Annotated in this window: 1 protein-coding gene and 1 pseudogene (1 of these 2 only partly in view); both read right to left on the bottom strand. The window is 63.2% G+C overall.

Annotation, left to right across the window (positions count from 1 at the left end; translation table 11 throughout):
- Positions 1-91 precede the first annotated feature (91 nt).
- Positions 92-6,445: pseudogene (locus ACZ5M5_RS13795) on the bottom strand (amino acid adenylation domain-containing protein); the annotation flags it as partial.
- A gap of 538 nt (positions 6,446-6,983) precedes the next feature.
- On the bottom strand, positions 6,984-17,163 hold the 3' portion of the coding sequence (locus ACZ5M5_RS13790) for an amino acid adenylation domain-containing protein (RefSeq protein WP_464739230.1). 2,996 nt of this gene lie beyond the right edge of the window; 10,180 of the gene's 13,176 nt are visible here — the last part of the coding sequence; its start codon lies off the right edge, out of view; it ends in the stop codon at positions 6,984-6,986.

Below are 17,163 nucleotides of genomic sequence, written 5' to 3'. Positions count from 1 at the left end.
CCACCAAGGGCAGCATCGACGGCGTGATCCGGGTGCACCCCAGCAGGATGCCGTTGTCCGGCACCACAACCTCGCCACCACTGCCGACTGCGGCGGCCAGCGCCGCGAGCGTTGGCTGGCTGAACAGCACCCGCACATCCGCCGACAAACCGAGCTGGCGCATCCGGCCAATCAGGCTGACGGCCAACAGCGAGTGTCCACCCAGCTCGAAGAAATGGTCATGCCGCCCCACACGTTCGACCTTGAGCAAGTCCTGCCAGATCTGCGCCAGGCTGATCTCGACCTCGCCTTGCGGGGCTTCGTAGCCACGGGTGATGACGGCATCCAGATCCGGTGCCGGCAGGGCCTTGCGGTCGAGCTTGCCGTTCGGCGTCAGTGGCAAGGCCTCCAGGCGCACATAAGCCACCGGCACCATATAAGCCGGCAGTTGCGCCTGCAGGTGCGTGCGCAGGGCTTCAATGTCTACTGGCGAATGCTGGGTGAAATAGGCGACCAGGCGTTTGTCGCCCGGCACGTCTTCACGGGCCACAACCACGGCTTCGCTCAAGGCATCGTGTTGCGCGAGCTTGGCTTCGATCTCGCCCAGTTCAATGCGGAAACCACGGATCTTCACCTGGTCATCGTTACGGCCCAGGTATTCGATGTTGCCATCCGGCAGATACCGGCCCAGGTCGCCCGTACGGTACATGCGGGCGTTTGGAGCCGTGCTGAATGGATCTTTCAGGAAACGCTCGGCCGTCAGGTCGTCGCGGTTCAAATAACCACGAGCGACCCCGGCACCACCGATGTAGATTTCGCCCGGCACGCCCAGCGGCACGGGTTGTTTGTGCTCATCCAGCAGATAGAACTGGGTGTTCGCCACCGGTTTGCCGATGTGTGCGGCAAATCCGTCTTCGCGGGCCATCGACACCCAGCTTGAATAGGTCGTGGTTTCCGACGGGCCGTAGAGGTTGCACAGGCGCTTGACCTGGGTCTGCTCGAACAACGTCTCCACCAGGCTGCGCTTGAGCGCTTCACCGGCGACGTTGACCGTGTCGACGCCCTCGCCCAATCCACCGGACTCCAGCAAGGCCTTGAGCGCCGACGGCACGGTGTTGATCAGCGTGATGTCGTGCTCGCCCTGTTGCAGTTCCAGCACATTAGTGACCACTTCGATGCTGCCGCCCGAGGTCAGCGGCGCGAAGCACTCGTAGACCGCCAGGTCGAAGTTCAGCGACGTCGAGAACAGGGTTTTCGCCAAGGTTTGCGAATCGAACGAGCGATGGGCCCAGGTCAGGAAGTTCACCGTGTTGCGGTGTTCGATCATCACGCCTTTAGGCAAACCGGTCGAACCCGAGGTGTAGATGACATAGGCCAGGTGTGAGGACGTCAGCTCGACGACCTCCGGATTCTGGACGGATTCGTCCTGCCACAAACCGCTGTCGAGATTGATCACTGCCATCGAGGCATCGCTCAACAAGCCGACTGTAGCGTCCTGGGCCAACACCGCCGCCGGCGCACTGTCTTCCAGCATGTAGGCAATGCGATCCAGCGGGTACGCCGGATCCAACGGCACATAACCGCCCCCTGCCTTCAGGATCGCCAGCAGCCCCACGACCATGTCGATACCGCGTTCGACGCAGATCGCCACCCGCGAATCGGGCTTCACCCCCTGCTTGCGCAGGTAATGGGCCAGGCGGTTGGCCCGTTCGTTCAACTCTTGATACGTCAGGCGTTGCTCGCCACGGATGACCGCGACGGCCTCCGGCGTACGCTGGACCTGTTCTTCGAACAGGCCATGAATCGTCTGCTGCTGCGGATAATCCGCCTCGGTGGCGTTGAACGTCACCAGCAATTGCTCGATTTCCGCTGCGGGCAAGATCGACAGACGATGCAGTGCCGCCTGTGGCGTCTGTTCCAGCGCCAGCACGAGCGTTTGCAACGCTGCGTGCATATAAGCGCAAATCCGTTGGGCGCCAATCTCCTGCCCGACCAGCACCGTCAGGTTGAAACCGGTACCCAGGTCATCGACGTTCAATGTCAGCGGGTAGTTGGTCCGTTCTTCACCACCCAGCGCCTGCATACCGCTCCAGGCCGACGATACTTCGTTCGACGTCGTCGTGGCGGCATGGCGGTAGTTGAGCAAGGCACTGAACAACGGCAACGGTGCCGCCACGCCACTGCAACGTTGGGCCAGCGCCAGCGAGGCATGTTCGTGCCCCAGCAAGGCAGTCAGTTGCCCATGGACAGCCTTGACGCCAGCCTTGACGCCTTGCTCGCCCAGGCTCACGCGAAGCGGCAGGGTATTGATGAACATCCCCAGCGCCCGATCGGCGCCCTCGCCGCCCTGCATCCGGCCCATCAGCACCGTACCGAACACCACCTCCTGCTTGCCGGAGACCTTGGCCAGCACTTGCGCCCACGCCAAGTGCACCAGGCTGGCGGCACTCACCCCCAGTTGACGCGCCTGGGCCCGCAGGCGCTGGTCCAAGGCGTCATCCAGCGCCTGGTGGGCCTCTTCGATATCGTGTCCGCCAGCCTGCACATCCTGCAAATTGAATGGCAGCGTCGGCTCATCGATGTCGCCGAGCATGTCGCGGAAAAACGCTTCATGCTCTTCGCGATTCACACCCAGCCGTGCCTGTGCCACGTAATTGCGATAGGGCACCGCTTCGGCCAGTTGCCCAGCTTCACCCAGCAGGTACGCTTGCATCTCGTGTTGCACCACTTCCAGCGCCGTATGGTCCAGGGCGAGGTGATGGAACAACAATGTCGCGACCAGCCGATGATTGGCCTCGTCCCGTCCATAAGCCAAGCGCATCAGTGGTGCCTGAGCGATGTCCAGGCGGTAATGCCGCGAGTCGAAACGCTGGCGCAGTTGCTCTGCGACATCACCAGCGACCGGGTCAAGATCGAGCGTTTCGAGGTGCAGCCTGGCCTCACGACGGACCACTTGCATGGGCTCGTCCAGACCTTCCCATACAATACTGGTGCGCAAGATGTCGTGGCGATCGATCACCACCTGCAGCGCCCCGATGAAGGCATCCAGGTGCTCACGGTTGTCGAAGGCGAACTGTGACTGGAGCACGTACGGGTCGCCCTGCTCCGCGGCCAGGTGGTGGTAAAGAATGCCTTCCTGCAGCGGCGCCAACGGGTAGATGTCCTGCACGTTGCGCACACCGCCCGGCACTGTCGCCACGAGACGGTCGATGGTCGTCTGGGACAGGTTGGCCAGCGGCAGCAGCTCGGGGGTGATGCGTTCGCAGTCCAGCGCAATCAGGTTCGCCGGAACGCTGATCTCCTTCCCGCTGCCGACAGCGGCCGCCAGCGCGGCCAGGGTGGGTTGGCCGAACAGTACGCGCACGTCGGCGCTCAAGCCGGCCTGGCGCATGCGCTCGATCAGCGTGACCGCCAGTAGGGAATGCCCCCCCAGTTCGAAGAAATGGTCGTGCCGGCCCACGCGTTCGACCTTGAGCAAGTCCTGCCAGATCTGCGCCAGGGTGGTTTCGGTTTCGCCTTGCGGGGCTTCGTAGCCACGGCTGATGACGGCATCCAGATCCGGCGCCGGCAGCGCCTTGCGGTCGAGCTTGCCGTTCGGTGTCAGTGGCAGTGCCTCCAGGCGCACGTAGGCGACCGGCACCATGTAGGCCGGCAACTGCGCTTGCAGGTGCGTGCGCAGGGTTTCGATCTCTACTGTTTCGTCTGGCGAATGCTGGGTGAAATAGGCCACCAGGCGCTTGTCGCCCGGCACGTCTTCACGGGCCACGACCACGGCTTCTTTCAGCGCATCGTGTTGCGCGAGCTTGGCTTCGATCTCGCCCAACTCGATGCGGAAACCGCGGATCTTCACCTGGTCATCGTTACGGCCCAGGTATTCGATGTTGCCATCCGGCAGATACCGGCCCAGGTCGCCCGTGCGGTACATGCGGGCGTTTGGAGCCGTGCTGAATGGATCTTTCAGGAAGCGCTCGGCCGTCAGGTCGTCGCGGTTCAAATAACCACGAGCGACCCCGGCACCACCGATGTAGATTTCGCCCGGCACGCCCAGCGGCACGGGTTGTTTGTGCTCATCCAGCAGATAGAACTGGGTGTTCGCCACCGGTTTGCCGATGTGTGCGGCAAATCCGTCTTCGCGGGCCATCGACACCCAGCTTGAATAGGTCGTGGTTTCCGACGGGCCGTAGAGGTTGCACAGGCGCTTGACCTGGGTCTGCTCGAACAACGTCTCCACCAGGCTGCGCTTGAGCGCTTCACCGGCGACGTTGACCGTGTCGACGCCCTCGCCCAATCCACCGGACTCCAGCAAGGCCTTGAGCGCCGACGGCACGGTGTTGATCAGCGTGATGTCGTGCTCGCCCTGTTGCAGTTCCAGCACATTAGTGACCACTTCGATGCTGCCGCCCGAGGTCAACGGCGCGAAGCACTCGTAGACCGCCAGGTCGAAGTTCAGCGACGTCGAGAACAGGGTTTTCGCCAAGGTTTGCGAATCGAACGAGCGATGGGCCCAGGTCAGGAAGTTCACCGTGTTGCGGTGTTCGATCATCACGCCTTTAGGCAAACCGGTCGAACCCGAGGTGTAGATGACATAGGCCAGGTGTGAGGACGTCAGCTCGACGACCTCCGGATTCTGGACGGATTCGTCCTGCCACAAACCGCTGTCGAGATTGATCACTGCCATCGAGGCATCGCTCAACAAGCCGACTGTAGCGTCCTGGGCCAACACCGCCGCCGGCGCACTGTCTTCCAGCATGTAGGCGATGCGGTCCAGCGGATACGCCGGATCCAACGGCACATAACCGCCGCCAGCCTTGAGAATCGCCAGCAACCCAACAACCATGTCGATACTGCGTTCGACGCAAATCGCCACCCGCGAATCGGGCTCTACGCCCTGTTTGCGCAGGTAATGGGCCAGGCGGTTGGCCCGCTCATTCAACTCGCGGTAGCTCAGGCGCTGCTCGCCACGGATCACCGCCACGGCATCCGGCGTACGCTGGACTTGCTCTTCGAACAACCCATGAACCGTCTGCTGCCGCGGATAGTCGGCCTCGGTGGCATTAAATGTCACCAACAGTTGCTCACGTTCCGAGGCCGGCAGGATCGACAATCGCTGCAAGGGCATGTCTGGCTGCTGCTCGAGCATCCAGACCAGATTCTCCAATGCCTGACGCATGTACCCAGCAATGCGCTGAGCGCCCATTCCGGCCAGAGCCAATACGCTGAGACTGAAGCCTTCACCCAAATCATCCACCGACAAGGTCAACGGATAGTTCGTGCCCTCTGCGCCTCCCAGCGCATGCAAACCTTCCCATGCTTCAAGGGTCTGGGACGAAAGTGCTTGGGCTGTGCTGCTATGCCGATAGTTGAGCAAGGCACCGAACAGCGGAGCGGGTGCAGCCACGCCGCTGCAACGTTGGGCCAAGGCCAACGAGGCATGCTCGTGACCGAGCAACGCCGTCAGGCTTGCATGGGTATTTTTTACGCCTTCGCGCGCACCGTGCCCGGCCAGTTTCACGCGCAGCGGCAGCGTGTTGATGAACATGCCCAGGGCGCGGTCGGCGCCGTCGCCGCCCTGCATCCGCCCCATCAGTACCGTGCCGAACACCACGTCCTGTTTGCCCGAGAGACCGCCCACCACCCGCGCCCAGGCCAAGTGATGCAGACTGGCGGCGCTGACACCCAATTGGCGGGCCTGTGCCCGCAAGCGACGGCTCAACGAGGCATCGATCGGCAAATGGGCTTCCTCGATCACCGACTGGCCCTCAGGTACCTCGGCAAAACCCAGTGGCAAGGTCGGCTCATCGACATCGGCCAGCATTTCGCGGAAAAACGCTTCATGGGAATCACCGCCCACACCCAGGCGGACCTGTGCCACGTAGTTGCGATAAGGCACGGGGTCGGGCAATTGGTGGGCCTGCCCAAGCAGGAACGCTTGCATTTCACCCTGCACCAGTTCCAGTGCCGTATGGTCTATCGCCATGTGGTGGAACAGCAGGATCGCCACCCAACGGTCGTTGTCACGATCCTGCGCGCAAATCAGCCGCATCAGCGGCGCCTGCCCCACATCCAGACGATGATGGCGGGTGTCGAAACGCTGTTGCAGTTGCCACACGGCATCACCGGCGGCCGGGTCAAGCACGACTTCCTCCAACACCAGCGTGGCCTCGTGCCAGACCACTTGCACCGGCTCGTCCAGTCCCTCCCAAACCACCGAGGTACGCAGAATGTCATGGCGATCGATGACGCCCTGCAACGCCTGGGCAAAGTCGTCCAGGCGTGTCCTGCGATCGGCACCGAACAAGGATTGCAGCACGTAGGGGTCGCCCTGCTCCGCCGCCAGGTGATGGTAAAGAATGCCTTCCTGCAACGGTGCCAGCGGGTAGATGTCCTGCACATTGCCCGCGCCGCCGGGCACCGTATCGACAATCCGGTCGATCTCTTCCTGCGTCAGGTCAGCCAGGGGCAGCATGTCCGGCGTGATCCGGAATGCCGGACTCAGCCAGTCGCCACCATTTCTCTCCACCAGGTCGAGCAGTTCCTGCTTATGGACGGTAAGGCTCTCCCATAGCGCGTGGTCCATTCTTTCGTCGTCGCCTAGGATCACGAGGTTGTCGCCATCTTGTTGCAGACGGATCGGATGCTGGGAAAGAGCTGCCATCAATTCGCTGAATTGCATCGAAGAACCTGCTTTTCTAATTCGGAGTGGTTGACGATAAAAATGTGTTTTTCAGGTACGGCGCAGCGCCTGGACGGCGGTGGGGCCGACCTCGGCGCATGAGCCAGAGCGATGGATAATCGTCACGTTCAACCGAAGGTGGCGGTTTGCGAACCGCTGCCTTACAGGCCAAAAAAAATTAGAGCATTCGGTAGGTGATGTCTGTCATGGGAAGCAGGGACAAGCCCCAACGGCGGCCAGACAGGACATACAGATGGGCAGGATTCAGGGCGAGCGCCCTGCCCGGAAAGCCCGGGACAGGGCATTCACCCTTCGGTTGGAGGTTGCCGACTCAGATGCTGCGTTTGCGCGTCAACGCGGGAATTTTCGTCATCGGCACATCGATATGCCGTACCTCGCCCACGGCGGCAGCCACCAGAGCCAGCGTCGGCTGGCCGAACAGCACACGGATATCGGCCTCCATGTCGTCCTTGCGCATGCGTTCGATCAGCGTCACAGCGAGCAACGAGTGACCACCCAGTTCGAAGAAGTGGTCATGCCGCCCCACACGTTCGACCTTGAGCAACTCTGCCCACAGCGCGGCAAGCTTGATCTCCATGTCACCCACGGGAGCTTCATACAGACGCGTGGTGTACGCATTGCTGTCGGGGGCCGGTAGCGCCTTGCGGTCGAGCTTGCCGTTCGGCGTCAGTGGCAAGGCATCCAGGCGCACGTAGGCAGCGGGCACCATGTAGGCCGGCAGCTGCGCTTGCAGGTGCATGCGCAGGGTTTCGATCTCTGCTGCTTCGTCCGGCGAGTGTTGGGTGAAATAGGCCACCAGGCGCTTGTCCCCCGGCACGTCTTCCCGGGCCAGGACTACGGTTTCCTTGATGTTTGGAGCCTGGGCGAGTTTGGCTTCGATCTCGCCCAGTTCGATGCGGAAACCACGGATCTTCACCTGGTCGTCATTGCGGCCCAGGTATTCGATGTTGCCGTCCGGCAGGTAGCGGCCCAGGTCGCCAGTGCGGTACATACGGGCGTTTGGAACGGCGCTGAACGGATCCTTGAGGAAACGTTCAGCCGTCAGGTCTTCACGGTTGAGATAACCGCGAGCGACCCCGGCACCACCGATGTAGATTTCACCCGGCACGCCCAGCGGCACCGGTTGCCCGTGTTCATCCAACAGATAGAACTGGGTGTTCGCCACCGGTTTGCCGATATGCGCGGCAAACCCGTCTTCGCGGGCCATCGACACCCAGCTTGAGTAGGTCGTGGTTTCCGAAGGGCCGTAGAGGTTGCACAGGCGTTTGACCTGGGTCTGTTCGAACAAGGTTTCAACCAGACTGCGCTTGAGCGCTTCACCGGCCACGTTCACCGTATCGACGCCCTCGCCCAGCCCACCGGACTCCAGCAAGGCCTTGAGCGCCGAGGGCACGGTGTTGATCAGGGTGATGTCGTGCTCGCCCTGCTGCAGTTCCAGCACATTAGTGACCACTTCGATGCTGCCGCCCGAGGTCAGCGGCGCAAAGCACTCGTAGACCGCCAGGTCGAAGTTCAACGACGTCGAGAACAGGGTCTTCGCCAAGGTCTGCGAATCGAAAGAACGATGGGCCCAGGTCAGGAAGTTCACCGTATTGCGGTGTTCGATCATCACGCCCTTGGGCAGACCAGTCGAACCTGAGGTGTAGATGACATAGGCCAGGTGTGAGGACGTCAGCTCGGCCACCTCCGGATTCTGGACGGACTCGTCCTGCCACAAACCACTGTCGAGATCGATCACTGGCATCGAGGCTGCTGCCAGCAATTCAAGGGTCGCCGTCTGCGCCAACACCACCGCCGGCGCACTGTCGTCCAGCATGTAGGCAATCCGGTCCAGCGGATACGCCGGGTCCAGCGGCACATAACCGCCGCCGGCCTTGAGAATCGCCAACAACCCCACGACCATGTCGATGCCACGCTCGACGCAGATCGCCACCCGCGAATCGGGCTTCACCCCCTGCTTGCGCAGGTAGTGGGCCAGGCGGTTGGCCCGCTCGTTCAGTTCCCCATAGCTCAGGCGCTGCTCGCCACGGATCACTGCCACGGCATCCGGCGTACGCTGGACCTGGGCTTCGAACAGACCATGAATCGTCTGCTGTTGCGGATAGTCGGCCTCGGTGGCATTAAATGTCACCAGCAGTTGCTCACGTTCAGAGGCCGGCAGGATCGACAACTGCTGCAAGGGCATGTCTGGCTGCCGTTCGAGCATGCCCACCAGGTTTTCCAGCGTGTGCTGCACATAACCACACAGCCGCTGCGCACCAATGCGCGCCGGGGTCATGACGGTAAAGCTGAACGCTTCGCCCTGGTCGTCCACCGACAACATCAGCGGGTAGTTGGTCCGTTCTTCGCCACCCAGCACCTGAATACCGTTCCAGGCCGACAATGCCTCGCTCGACACCGCCGTGGCGGTGTGACGGTAATTGAGCAAGGCACTGAACAACGGCGTCGGCGCCTGCACGCCACTGCAGCGTTGCGCCAACGCCAAGGAGGCATGTTCATGGCCCAGCAACGCGGTCAGGCGGGCATGGGTCGCCTTGACCCCTACGAGCACACTTTGCGCCCCCAGGCCTACCCTCAACGGCAAGGTATTGATGAACATCCCCAGCGCGCGGTCGGCCCCCTCGCCGCCCTGCATCCGGCCCACCAGCACCGTGCCGAACACCACATCGTCCTTGCCCGACACCTGGCCCAGGACTTGCGCCCAGACCAGGTGATACAAACTCGCCGCGCTCACCCCGAGCTGACGGGCCTGGGCCCGCAACCGGCGACTCAGGTCGGTCGAGACATCCTGGCGCACCTCCTCGAGGCCGCTGCCATCGCCTTGCACATCCTGCAAATCGAACGGCAACGTCGGCTCGTCGATATCGCCGAGCATGTCGCGGAAGAAGGTTTCGTGCTCCTCACGGCTCACGCCCAAGCGGGCCTGGGCCACGTAATTGCGGTACGGCACCGACGCCGACAGCCGCTGCGCCTGGCCGAGCATGTGCGCCTCGATTTCCGCGGACAGCACCGCCAGTGACGTGACGTCGTCCACCAGATGGTGAAACAACAGCATGCCCACCCAGCGTTGGTTCGCCGGGTCCTGCGCATAGACAATCCGCATCATCGGCGCCTGGCGAATGTCCAGGCGGTAGAACCTGGGGTCGAAACGCTGGTGCAACTGTGTGGCGATATCGCCCTGGGCCGGATCCAGCGCAACCGACTCGAAACTCAATGGCGCGTCACGCCAGACCACCTGCATGGGCTCGGACAGCCCCTCCCAGAGCACACCGGTGCGCAGGATATCGTGTCGGGTAATGACGGCTTGCAACGCGTGGGCGAAATCTTCCAGGCGGGTGAAATTGTCGAAACCGAATATCACTTGCTGCAGATAGGGGTCACCTTCGGCGGCGGTGAGGTGGTGATACAGAATCCCTTCCTGCAGCGGCGCCAGGGCATAGATGTCCTGGACATTGGTCACGCCGCCCGGCACCGTCGCGATAATTCGCTCGATCTCCTCTTGAAACAGTTCGGCCAGCGGTAGCATGTCCGGTGTGATGCGTGTGCAACCGGCCGGGATACCGTTGGCCGGCACCACGACTTCCCGATAGCCACCGACGGCGGCGGCCAATGCGGCCAACGTGGGCTGACCGAACAAGACCCGCACATCGACGCTCAGGTCGACCTGGCGCATGCGCTCGATCATTTTCACCGCCAATAGCGAGTGCCCGCCCAGCTCAAAGAAATTGTCGTGGCGACCGACTTGTTCGAGCTTGAGCAAGTCTTCCCAGATCCGGGCAATGCGGGCTTCCACTTCGCCTTGTGGGGCCTCGTATTCGCGGGTGATCACCGCGTCCAGGTCCGGTGCCGGCAGCGCCTTGCGGTCAAGCTTGCCGTTGGGGGTCAGCGGCAGCGTATCGAGCCGCACGTAGGCGCTCGGCACCATGTATTCCGGCAGTTGCCCTGACAGATGGGTACGCAGGGCCTCGATATCCGCCATTTCATCCACTGAGTGCGGGGTGAAATAGGCCACCAGGCGTTTTTCGCCCGGTGCATCTTCACGGGCCAGCACCACGGCTTCCTTCACCGTCTCGTGTTGCGCCAGCCGCGCTTCGATCTCGCCCAACTCAATGCGGAAACCACGGATCTTCACCTGATCGTCGTTACGCCCTAAGTACTCGATGTTGCCATCCGGCAGGTAGCGACCCAGGTCGCCGGTGCGGTACATCCGGGCATTCGCCGCACGGCTGAACGGATCCCGCAGGAAACGCTCGACGGTCAGTTCCGGACGGTTCAGGTAACCCCGCGCCACCTGCACACCGCCGATGTATATTTCCCCGGCCACGCCCATGGGCACCGGTTGTTGATGGCTATCGAGCAGGTAGATCCGGGTGTTGGCAATCGGCTTGCCGATCGGCGTGCTGTCCGGGGTGTCCGTCCCCGCGCAATCCCACGCGGTCACGTCCACCGCCGCTTCGGTCGGACCGTACAGGTTGTACAGGCCAGTGTGCGGCAATTGCGCCTTGAAGCGCCGCACCAGATGCCCCGGCAACGCTTCGCCGCTGCACATCACCCGCACCAGACCTTCGCATTGACTTGCCTCGCCATGGGCCAGGAACACATCGAGCATCGACGGTACGAAGTGCAGCGTGGTGATGCCGTGCCGCTGGATGGCTTCGCGCAGGTACGCCGGGTCGCGATGCCCACCCGGACGCGCCATCACCAGCCGCGCACCACTGAACAGCGGCCAGAAGAACTCCCACACCGACACGTCGAAGCTGAACGGGGTCTTTTGCAGCACCGCGTCGGCGGCGGTCAAGCCGTATTCGTCCTGCATCCACAGCAGGCGGTTGACCACCGCGCCATGCTCGTTCATCACGCCCTTGGGCAGGCCGGTGGAGCCCGAGGTGTAGATGACATAGGCCAGGTGATGGGCATGCAAGCCTTCGACCTGCGGATTGTCGGTGGGCTGCGTCGAGAACCCTTGCGCCTCATCCAGCAGCAGGGTTCGCGCCTGCGTCGCCGGCAGGCTCGCCTGCAACGCACGTTGGGTCAGCACCACCATGGGCGCGCTGTTCTCCAGCATGTAGGCCAGGCGCTCGTGGGGATAATCCGGGTCCAGCGGCACATACGCCGCACCGGCCTTGAGAATCCCCAGCAGGCCCGCGACCATGTCCAGGCTGCGATCGGCACAGATCGCCACGCGGTCATCCGGGCGAATGCCCAGTTCCAGCAGGCGATGGGCAATCTGGTTGGCCCGCTCATTGAGTTGCGCGTAACTCAGTTGCGCCTCGCCGGAGACCACGGCGACCGCGTCGGGACTGGCCACAACCCGCGCCTCGAACAGGCCGTGCAGGGTCAGGCCCTGCGGGTAGTCGACCGCAGTGGCATTGAACGTTTCCAACAGGTGCTGGCGTTCGGCCGCCGGCAGGCTCGCGAGGGCCTGCAATGGCGTATCCGGAGCCTGCTCAAGAGCGGTGACCAGGCTTTCGAGTGTGGTCTGCACGTATTCGCCGATACGCCGCGCACCGGTCCCGACCAGCGCCTGCACCACCAGGCTGAAGCCCTCGCCTTCATCATCCACGGCCAGCGTCACGGGGTAATTGGTACGTTCTTCACCGCCAATCGACTCGATGCCTTGCCACGCCGTCAGCGCCTGCGCGGTCACCTCGACCCCGCAATGACGATAGTTGAGCATCGAACTGAACAACGGCGTTGGCGCAACCACGCCACTGCAACGCTGGGCCAGTGCCAACGGAGCATGCTCATGGCCCAGCAGGCCGGTGAGTCGCTTGTGGGTCGCCTTCACCGCTGCGTATACACTTTGTCCAGCCAGGCTCACCCGCAATGGCAGGGTGTTGATGAACATGCCCAGCGCCCGATCAGCCCCATCGCCGGCCTGCATGCGCCCCAACAGCACGGTGCCGAAGACCACGTCGTCGCGACCGCTGACACGGCCCAGGACTTGCGCCCAGGCCAAGTGCATCAGGCTGGCCGCGCTGATGCCCAACTGGCGGGCCTGGGCGCGAAGACGACGGCACAGGCCCGTCTCCACGGCCAGCTTCACCTCTTCCACGCCATTGCCATCGCCTTGCACGTCCCGCAGGCCGAATGGCAGCGTTGGCTCGTCGATGTCGCCAAGCATGTCGCGGAAAAACGCTTCATGTGCCTGTTGATCGACACCCAGGCGCGCCTGGGCCACATAGTTGCGATAAGGCACCGATTCGCCCAGTTCATGCACCTTGCCCAGCAACTGGGCCTGCATTTCACGCTCCAGCACTTCCAGGCCGGTATGGTCCAGGACCATGTGGTGGAACAGCAGCATGGCGACCCAACGCTGGTTGGCGACATCCTCGGCAATGGCCAGGCGCAGCATCGGGGCCTGACGCACGTCCAACCGGTAATGCCGGGCATCGAAACGCTCATACAGCCGGGCAACGGCATCGCCGGCACTTGGGTCCGCCTCCAACTCATCGACGCTGAGCCGAGCCTGTCGCCACACCACCTGCATCGGTTCGTCGAGGTTTTCCCAGACCATCGAGGTCCTGAGAATGTCGTGCCGGTCGACCACCCCCTGCAATGCCTGGGCAAAGTCATCCAGGCGGGCCCGGCTGTCAAACCCGAACAGCGTCTGCAGCACGTACGGATCACCCATTTTCGCCGTCAAATGGTGATAAAGGATGCCTTCCTGCAACGGTGCCAGCGGATAGATGTCCTGCACGTTACGCGCCCCACCCGGCACGCTCGCCACGATCCGATCGATGGCCTCCTGGCTCAATACAGCCAGCGGCAACATGGCCGGTGTGATGCGCTCACAGCCTTCGACGATGGCGCAGGCCGGCACCACCACTTCACGATGCCCGCCCACCGCAGCGGCCAGCGCCTGCAGCGTTGGCTGGCTGAACAGCACACGCACATCCACCGACAGTTCGACCTGGCGCATGCGCTCGATCAGCCTCATCGCCAGCAACGAATGCCCGCCCAATTCGAAGAAATTGTCGTGGCGACCGACCCGTTCCACTTTCAGCAGCTCGGCCCACATACCGGCCAAGACCTGTTCGGTCTCGCCCTGGGGCGCCGCGTAGGCCTGGCTCGCGTAAGCCTCGGCGTCCGGCGCCGGCAGCGCCTTGCGGTCCACCTTGCCGTTGAGCGTCAACGGGAACGCCGACAACATCACGAACGCCGCAGGCACCATGTACTCAGACAGGGTCGCGGACAATTGCTCGCGCAACCCGGCCACGCTCAGCGTGACTTGCGGTTGGGCAATGACATAGGCCACCAGGCGTTTCTCGCCGGTTTCATCGGCTCGCACCAGCACCACCGCGTCCTTCACGCCGTCACAGGCCACCAGCTTGGCTTCGATCTCGCCCAGCTCGATGCGGAAACCGCGGATCTTCACTTGATCATCGTTGCGCCCCAGGCATTCCAGGCTGCCTTCCGGCAACCAGCGACCGAGGTCACCAGTGCGGTACAGCAGCGCGTCGGGTTCATGGCTGAACGGGTCGGCGATGAATTTTTCCGCGGTCAGGTCTGGTCGATTCAGATACCCCTTGGCCACGCCCTGGCCGCCGATGTACATCTCGCCGACGACACCCAACGGCGCCAATTGCTGGCGTGCATCGAGCACGTACACCTGGGTATTGCCGATCGGTCCGCCAATGGGCACGCATTCGGCATCCACCGCCACGGCCTTCACCTCGAGGGTGGTGGCGTAGGTGGTGGTTTCGGTCGGGCCATAGCAGTGCACCAGGCGCAAACCGGGCGCCAGGTCCAGCAAGCGCCGGAACGACGCCACATCGGCCCGTTCACCGCCGCACAGCAGGATCCGCAGGCCGCCGAGGGCCTGGGGAATCAGTTGCACGTATTGGTTGAAGATTGCCGTGGTCACGAACAGCACCGTAACGCCCGAGTCCTGCAAGACCTGGGCGAACCTTGACGGCTCAAGCAGGGTTTCGTGGTCGATCACCACCACCTGCCCGCCATTGAGCAACGCACCCCAGACGTCCATGGTGCTGGCGTCGAACGCCGGATTCGAGGCGAAGGCGATGCGGTCCTGCGCGTTGAAGTCGGCGTAACCGTTGTTGATCACCAAACGGTTGATGGCTCGATGTGGCACCAGCACGCCCTTGGGCTGCCCGGTGGAACCCGAGGTGTACATGATGTAGGCGATCGACTCGCTGGACTGCGCCAATGCCGGGTTGTGCGCCGGGCCCTGGCTGTCCAGCGTGTCCAGGTCGATGCGCGATGCACCCTCGGGCACGGTCTCGGTACTGAACGTCAGCAGGCACTTGGCCTGGCAGTCGTCGAGCATGAAGCCCTGGCGCTCCAGGGAGGCGTTGCGGTCCAGCGGCACGTAGGCCGCCGCGCACTTGAGGATCGCCAGTTGACTGGCCAGCAGCTCGATGGAGCGTGGCAGCAGGATGGCCACGCAGTCGTCCGGTTGCACGCCAAGGCCGATCAGGTGATGGGCCAGGTGGTTGGCCTGCTCGTTCAACTGCGCGTAGCTCACTTGCCGCTGTCCATGCACCGCTGCAATCGCCTGCGGCAGGTACGTGGCCTGAGCCTCGAACAGCGCCAGGACGGTTTGCTCATGTGGATAGGTGCGCTGGGTGGCGTTGAAGTCCTCCAGCAACTGATTGCGCTCGCTTTGCGGCAGGATCTCCAGTCGGTTGAGTGGCGTCTGGGGCGCGTGTTCGAGGGCCTGCACCAGACTTTCCAGGGCCGTGTGCATGTAGGCGCAGATGCGTGCAGCACCGATGCCCTGCACTACCAGGGCGCTCAGCATGAAGCCATCGCCCAGGTCATCCACCGATAGGGTCAGCGGGTAATTGGTCCGCTCTTCGTTGCTCAGGATTTCCATGCCCTGCCAGGCGCTCATGGCCTCGGCTGAAGCCGAACCGGTCGCGCTGTGTCGGTAGTTCAGCAGCGCACTGAACAACGGGGCCGGTGCGGCGACGCGGCTGCAACGTTGCGCCAGGGCCAACGAAGCGTGTTCGTGACCGAGCAATGCAGTCAGTCGCCCATGGGTGGTCTTGACTCCCGCGCGGGCACCCTGCTCATCCAGGTTGACCCGCAGCGGCAAGGTGTTGATGAACATGCCAAGGACCCGGTCAGCGCCCTCGCCGCCCTGCATCCGCCCCATCAGGACCGTGCCGAACACCACGTCCTCCCGTGCGGACAGGCGCCCCAGCACCTGCGCCCAAGCCAAATGATGCAGGCTCGCCGCACTCACCCCGAGCTGCCGCGCCTGCGCCCGCAAGCGGTGGCTCAAAACGGCGTCCACTTCCAGCTTGGCCTCCTCGATGCCGCGACCGTCACCCTGCACCTGTTGCAACCCCAGGGGCAGGGTCGGCTCGTCGACATCACCGAGCATCTCGCGGAAAAACGCCTCGTGTTCTGCCTCGCTGACACCCAGGCGCGCCTGGGCCACATAGTTGCGGTACGGCAGCGCGGCGGCCAATTGTCCGGCCTGGCCGAGCAGGTGCGCCTGCATTTCCTGCTGCACCACCTCCAGCGCGGTATGGTCCAGGGCAATGTGGTGGAACAGCAACATCGCCACCCAGCGCTGGTTGACCGGGTCATGGGCATAACGCAGGCACATCAGCGGGGCCTGGCGAATGTCCAGGCGATGATGACGAGAGTCGTAACGTGCATGCAGCTGGGTCACGGCATCGGCGTCCGACGCGTCCAGCTGCAGTTGCTCGACGCTCAACAGCGCCTTGCGCCAGACCACCTGTATCGGCTGCTCCAGCCCCTCCCACATGATCGAGGTGCGCAGGATGTCGTGCCGGTCGATGACCCCTTGCAGGGCCTGGGCGAAATCGTCGAGGCGTGCCTTGTCCTGGAAGGCGAACAGCGCCTGCAACACGTAGGGATCGCCCTGCTGTGCCGAGACATGGTGATAGAGAATACCTTCCTGCAACGGTGCCAGCGGGTAGATGTCCTGCACGTTGGGCACACCACCCGGCACCGCGGCAACGATCCGGTCGATCGCCTCCTGGGTCAATGTCGCCAGCGGCAGCATCTGGGGGGTAATCCGTTCACAATCGGGGGTGATGCCGTTGGCCGGCACCTCGACCTCATTGCCGCCCCCCACCGCCGCGGCCAGTGCCGCAAGGGTCGGCTGGCCGAACAGCACACGGACATCGGCACTCAAGCCGACCTGGCGCATCTGCTCGATCAGATTGACGGCGAGCAAGGAATGGCCGCCCAGTTCGAAGAAATGATCGTGGCGTCCCACCCGCTCGACGTTAAGGACTTGCTGCCAGAGGCGAGCCAGGGTGATTTCGGTGTCGCCCAGTGGGGCTTCGTAGCCCCGGGTAACGATCGACGCCTGATCCGGCACCGGCAGGGCCTTGCGGTCGAGCTTGCCGTTGGGGGTCAGCGGCAGGGCATCGAGCCGCACGTAGGCGGCCGGCACCATATAGTCCGGCAAGCGGCTTTGCAGGTGCGCGCGCAGGGCTTCGATGTCCGCGCTGTCATCCGTTGAATGCAAGGTGAAATAAGCCACC

The sequence above is a fragment of the Pseudomonas sp. Van50 genome (assembly GCF_055390755.1).
The sequence above is the reverse complement of the archived record's forward strand: the minus strand, read 5'-3'. Positions and strand labels throughout refer to the sequence as shown.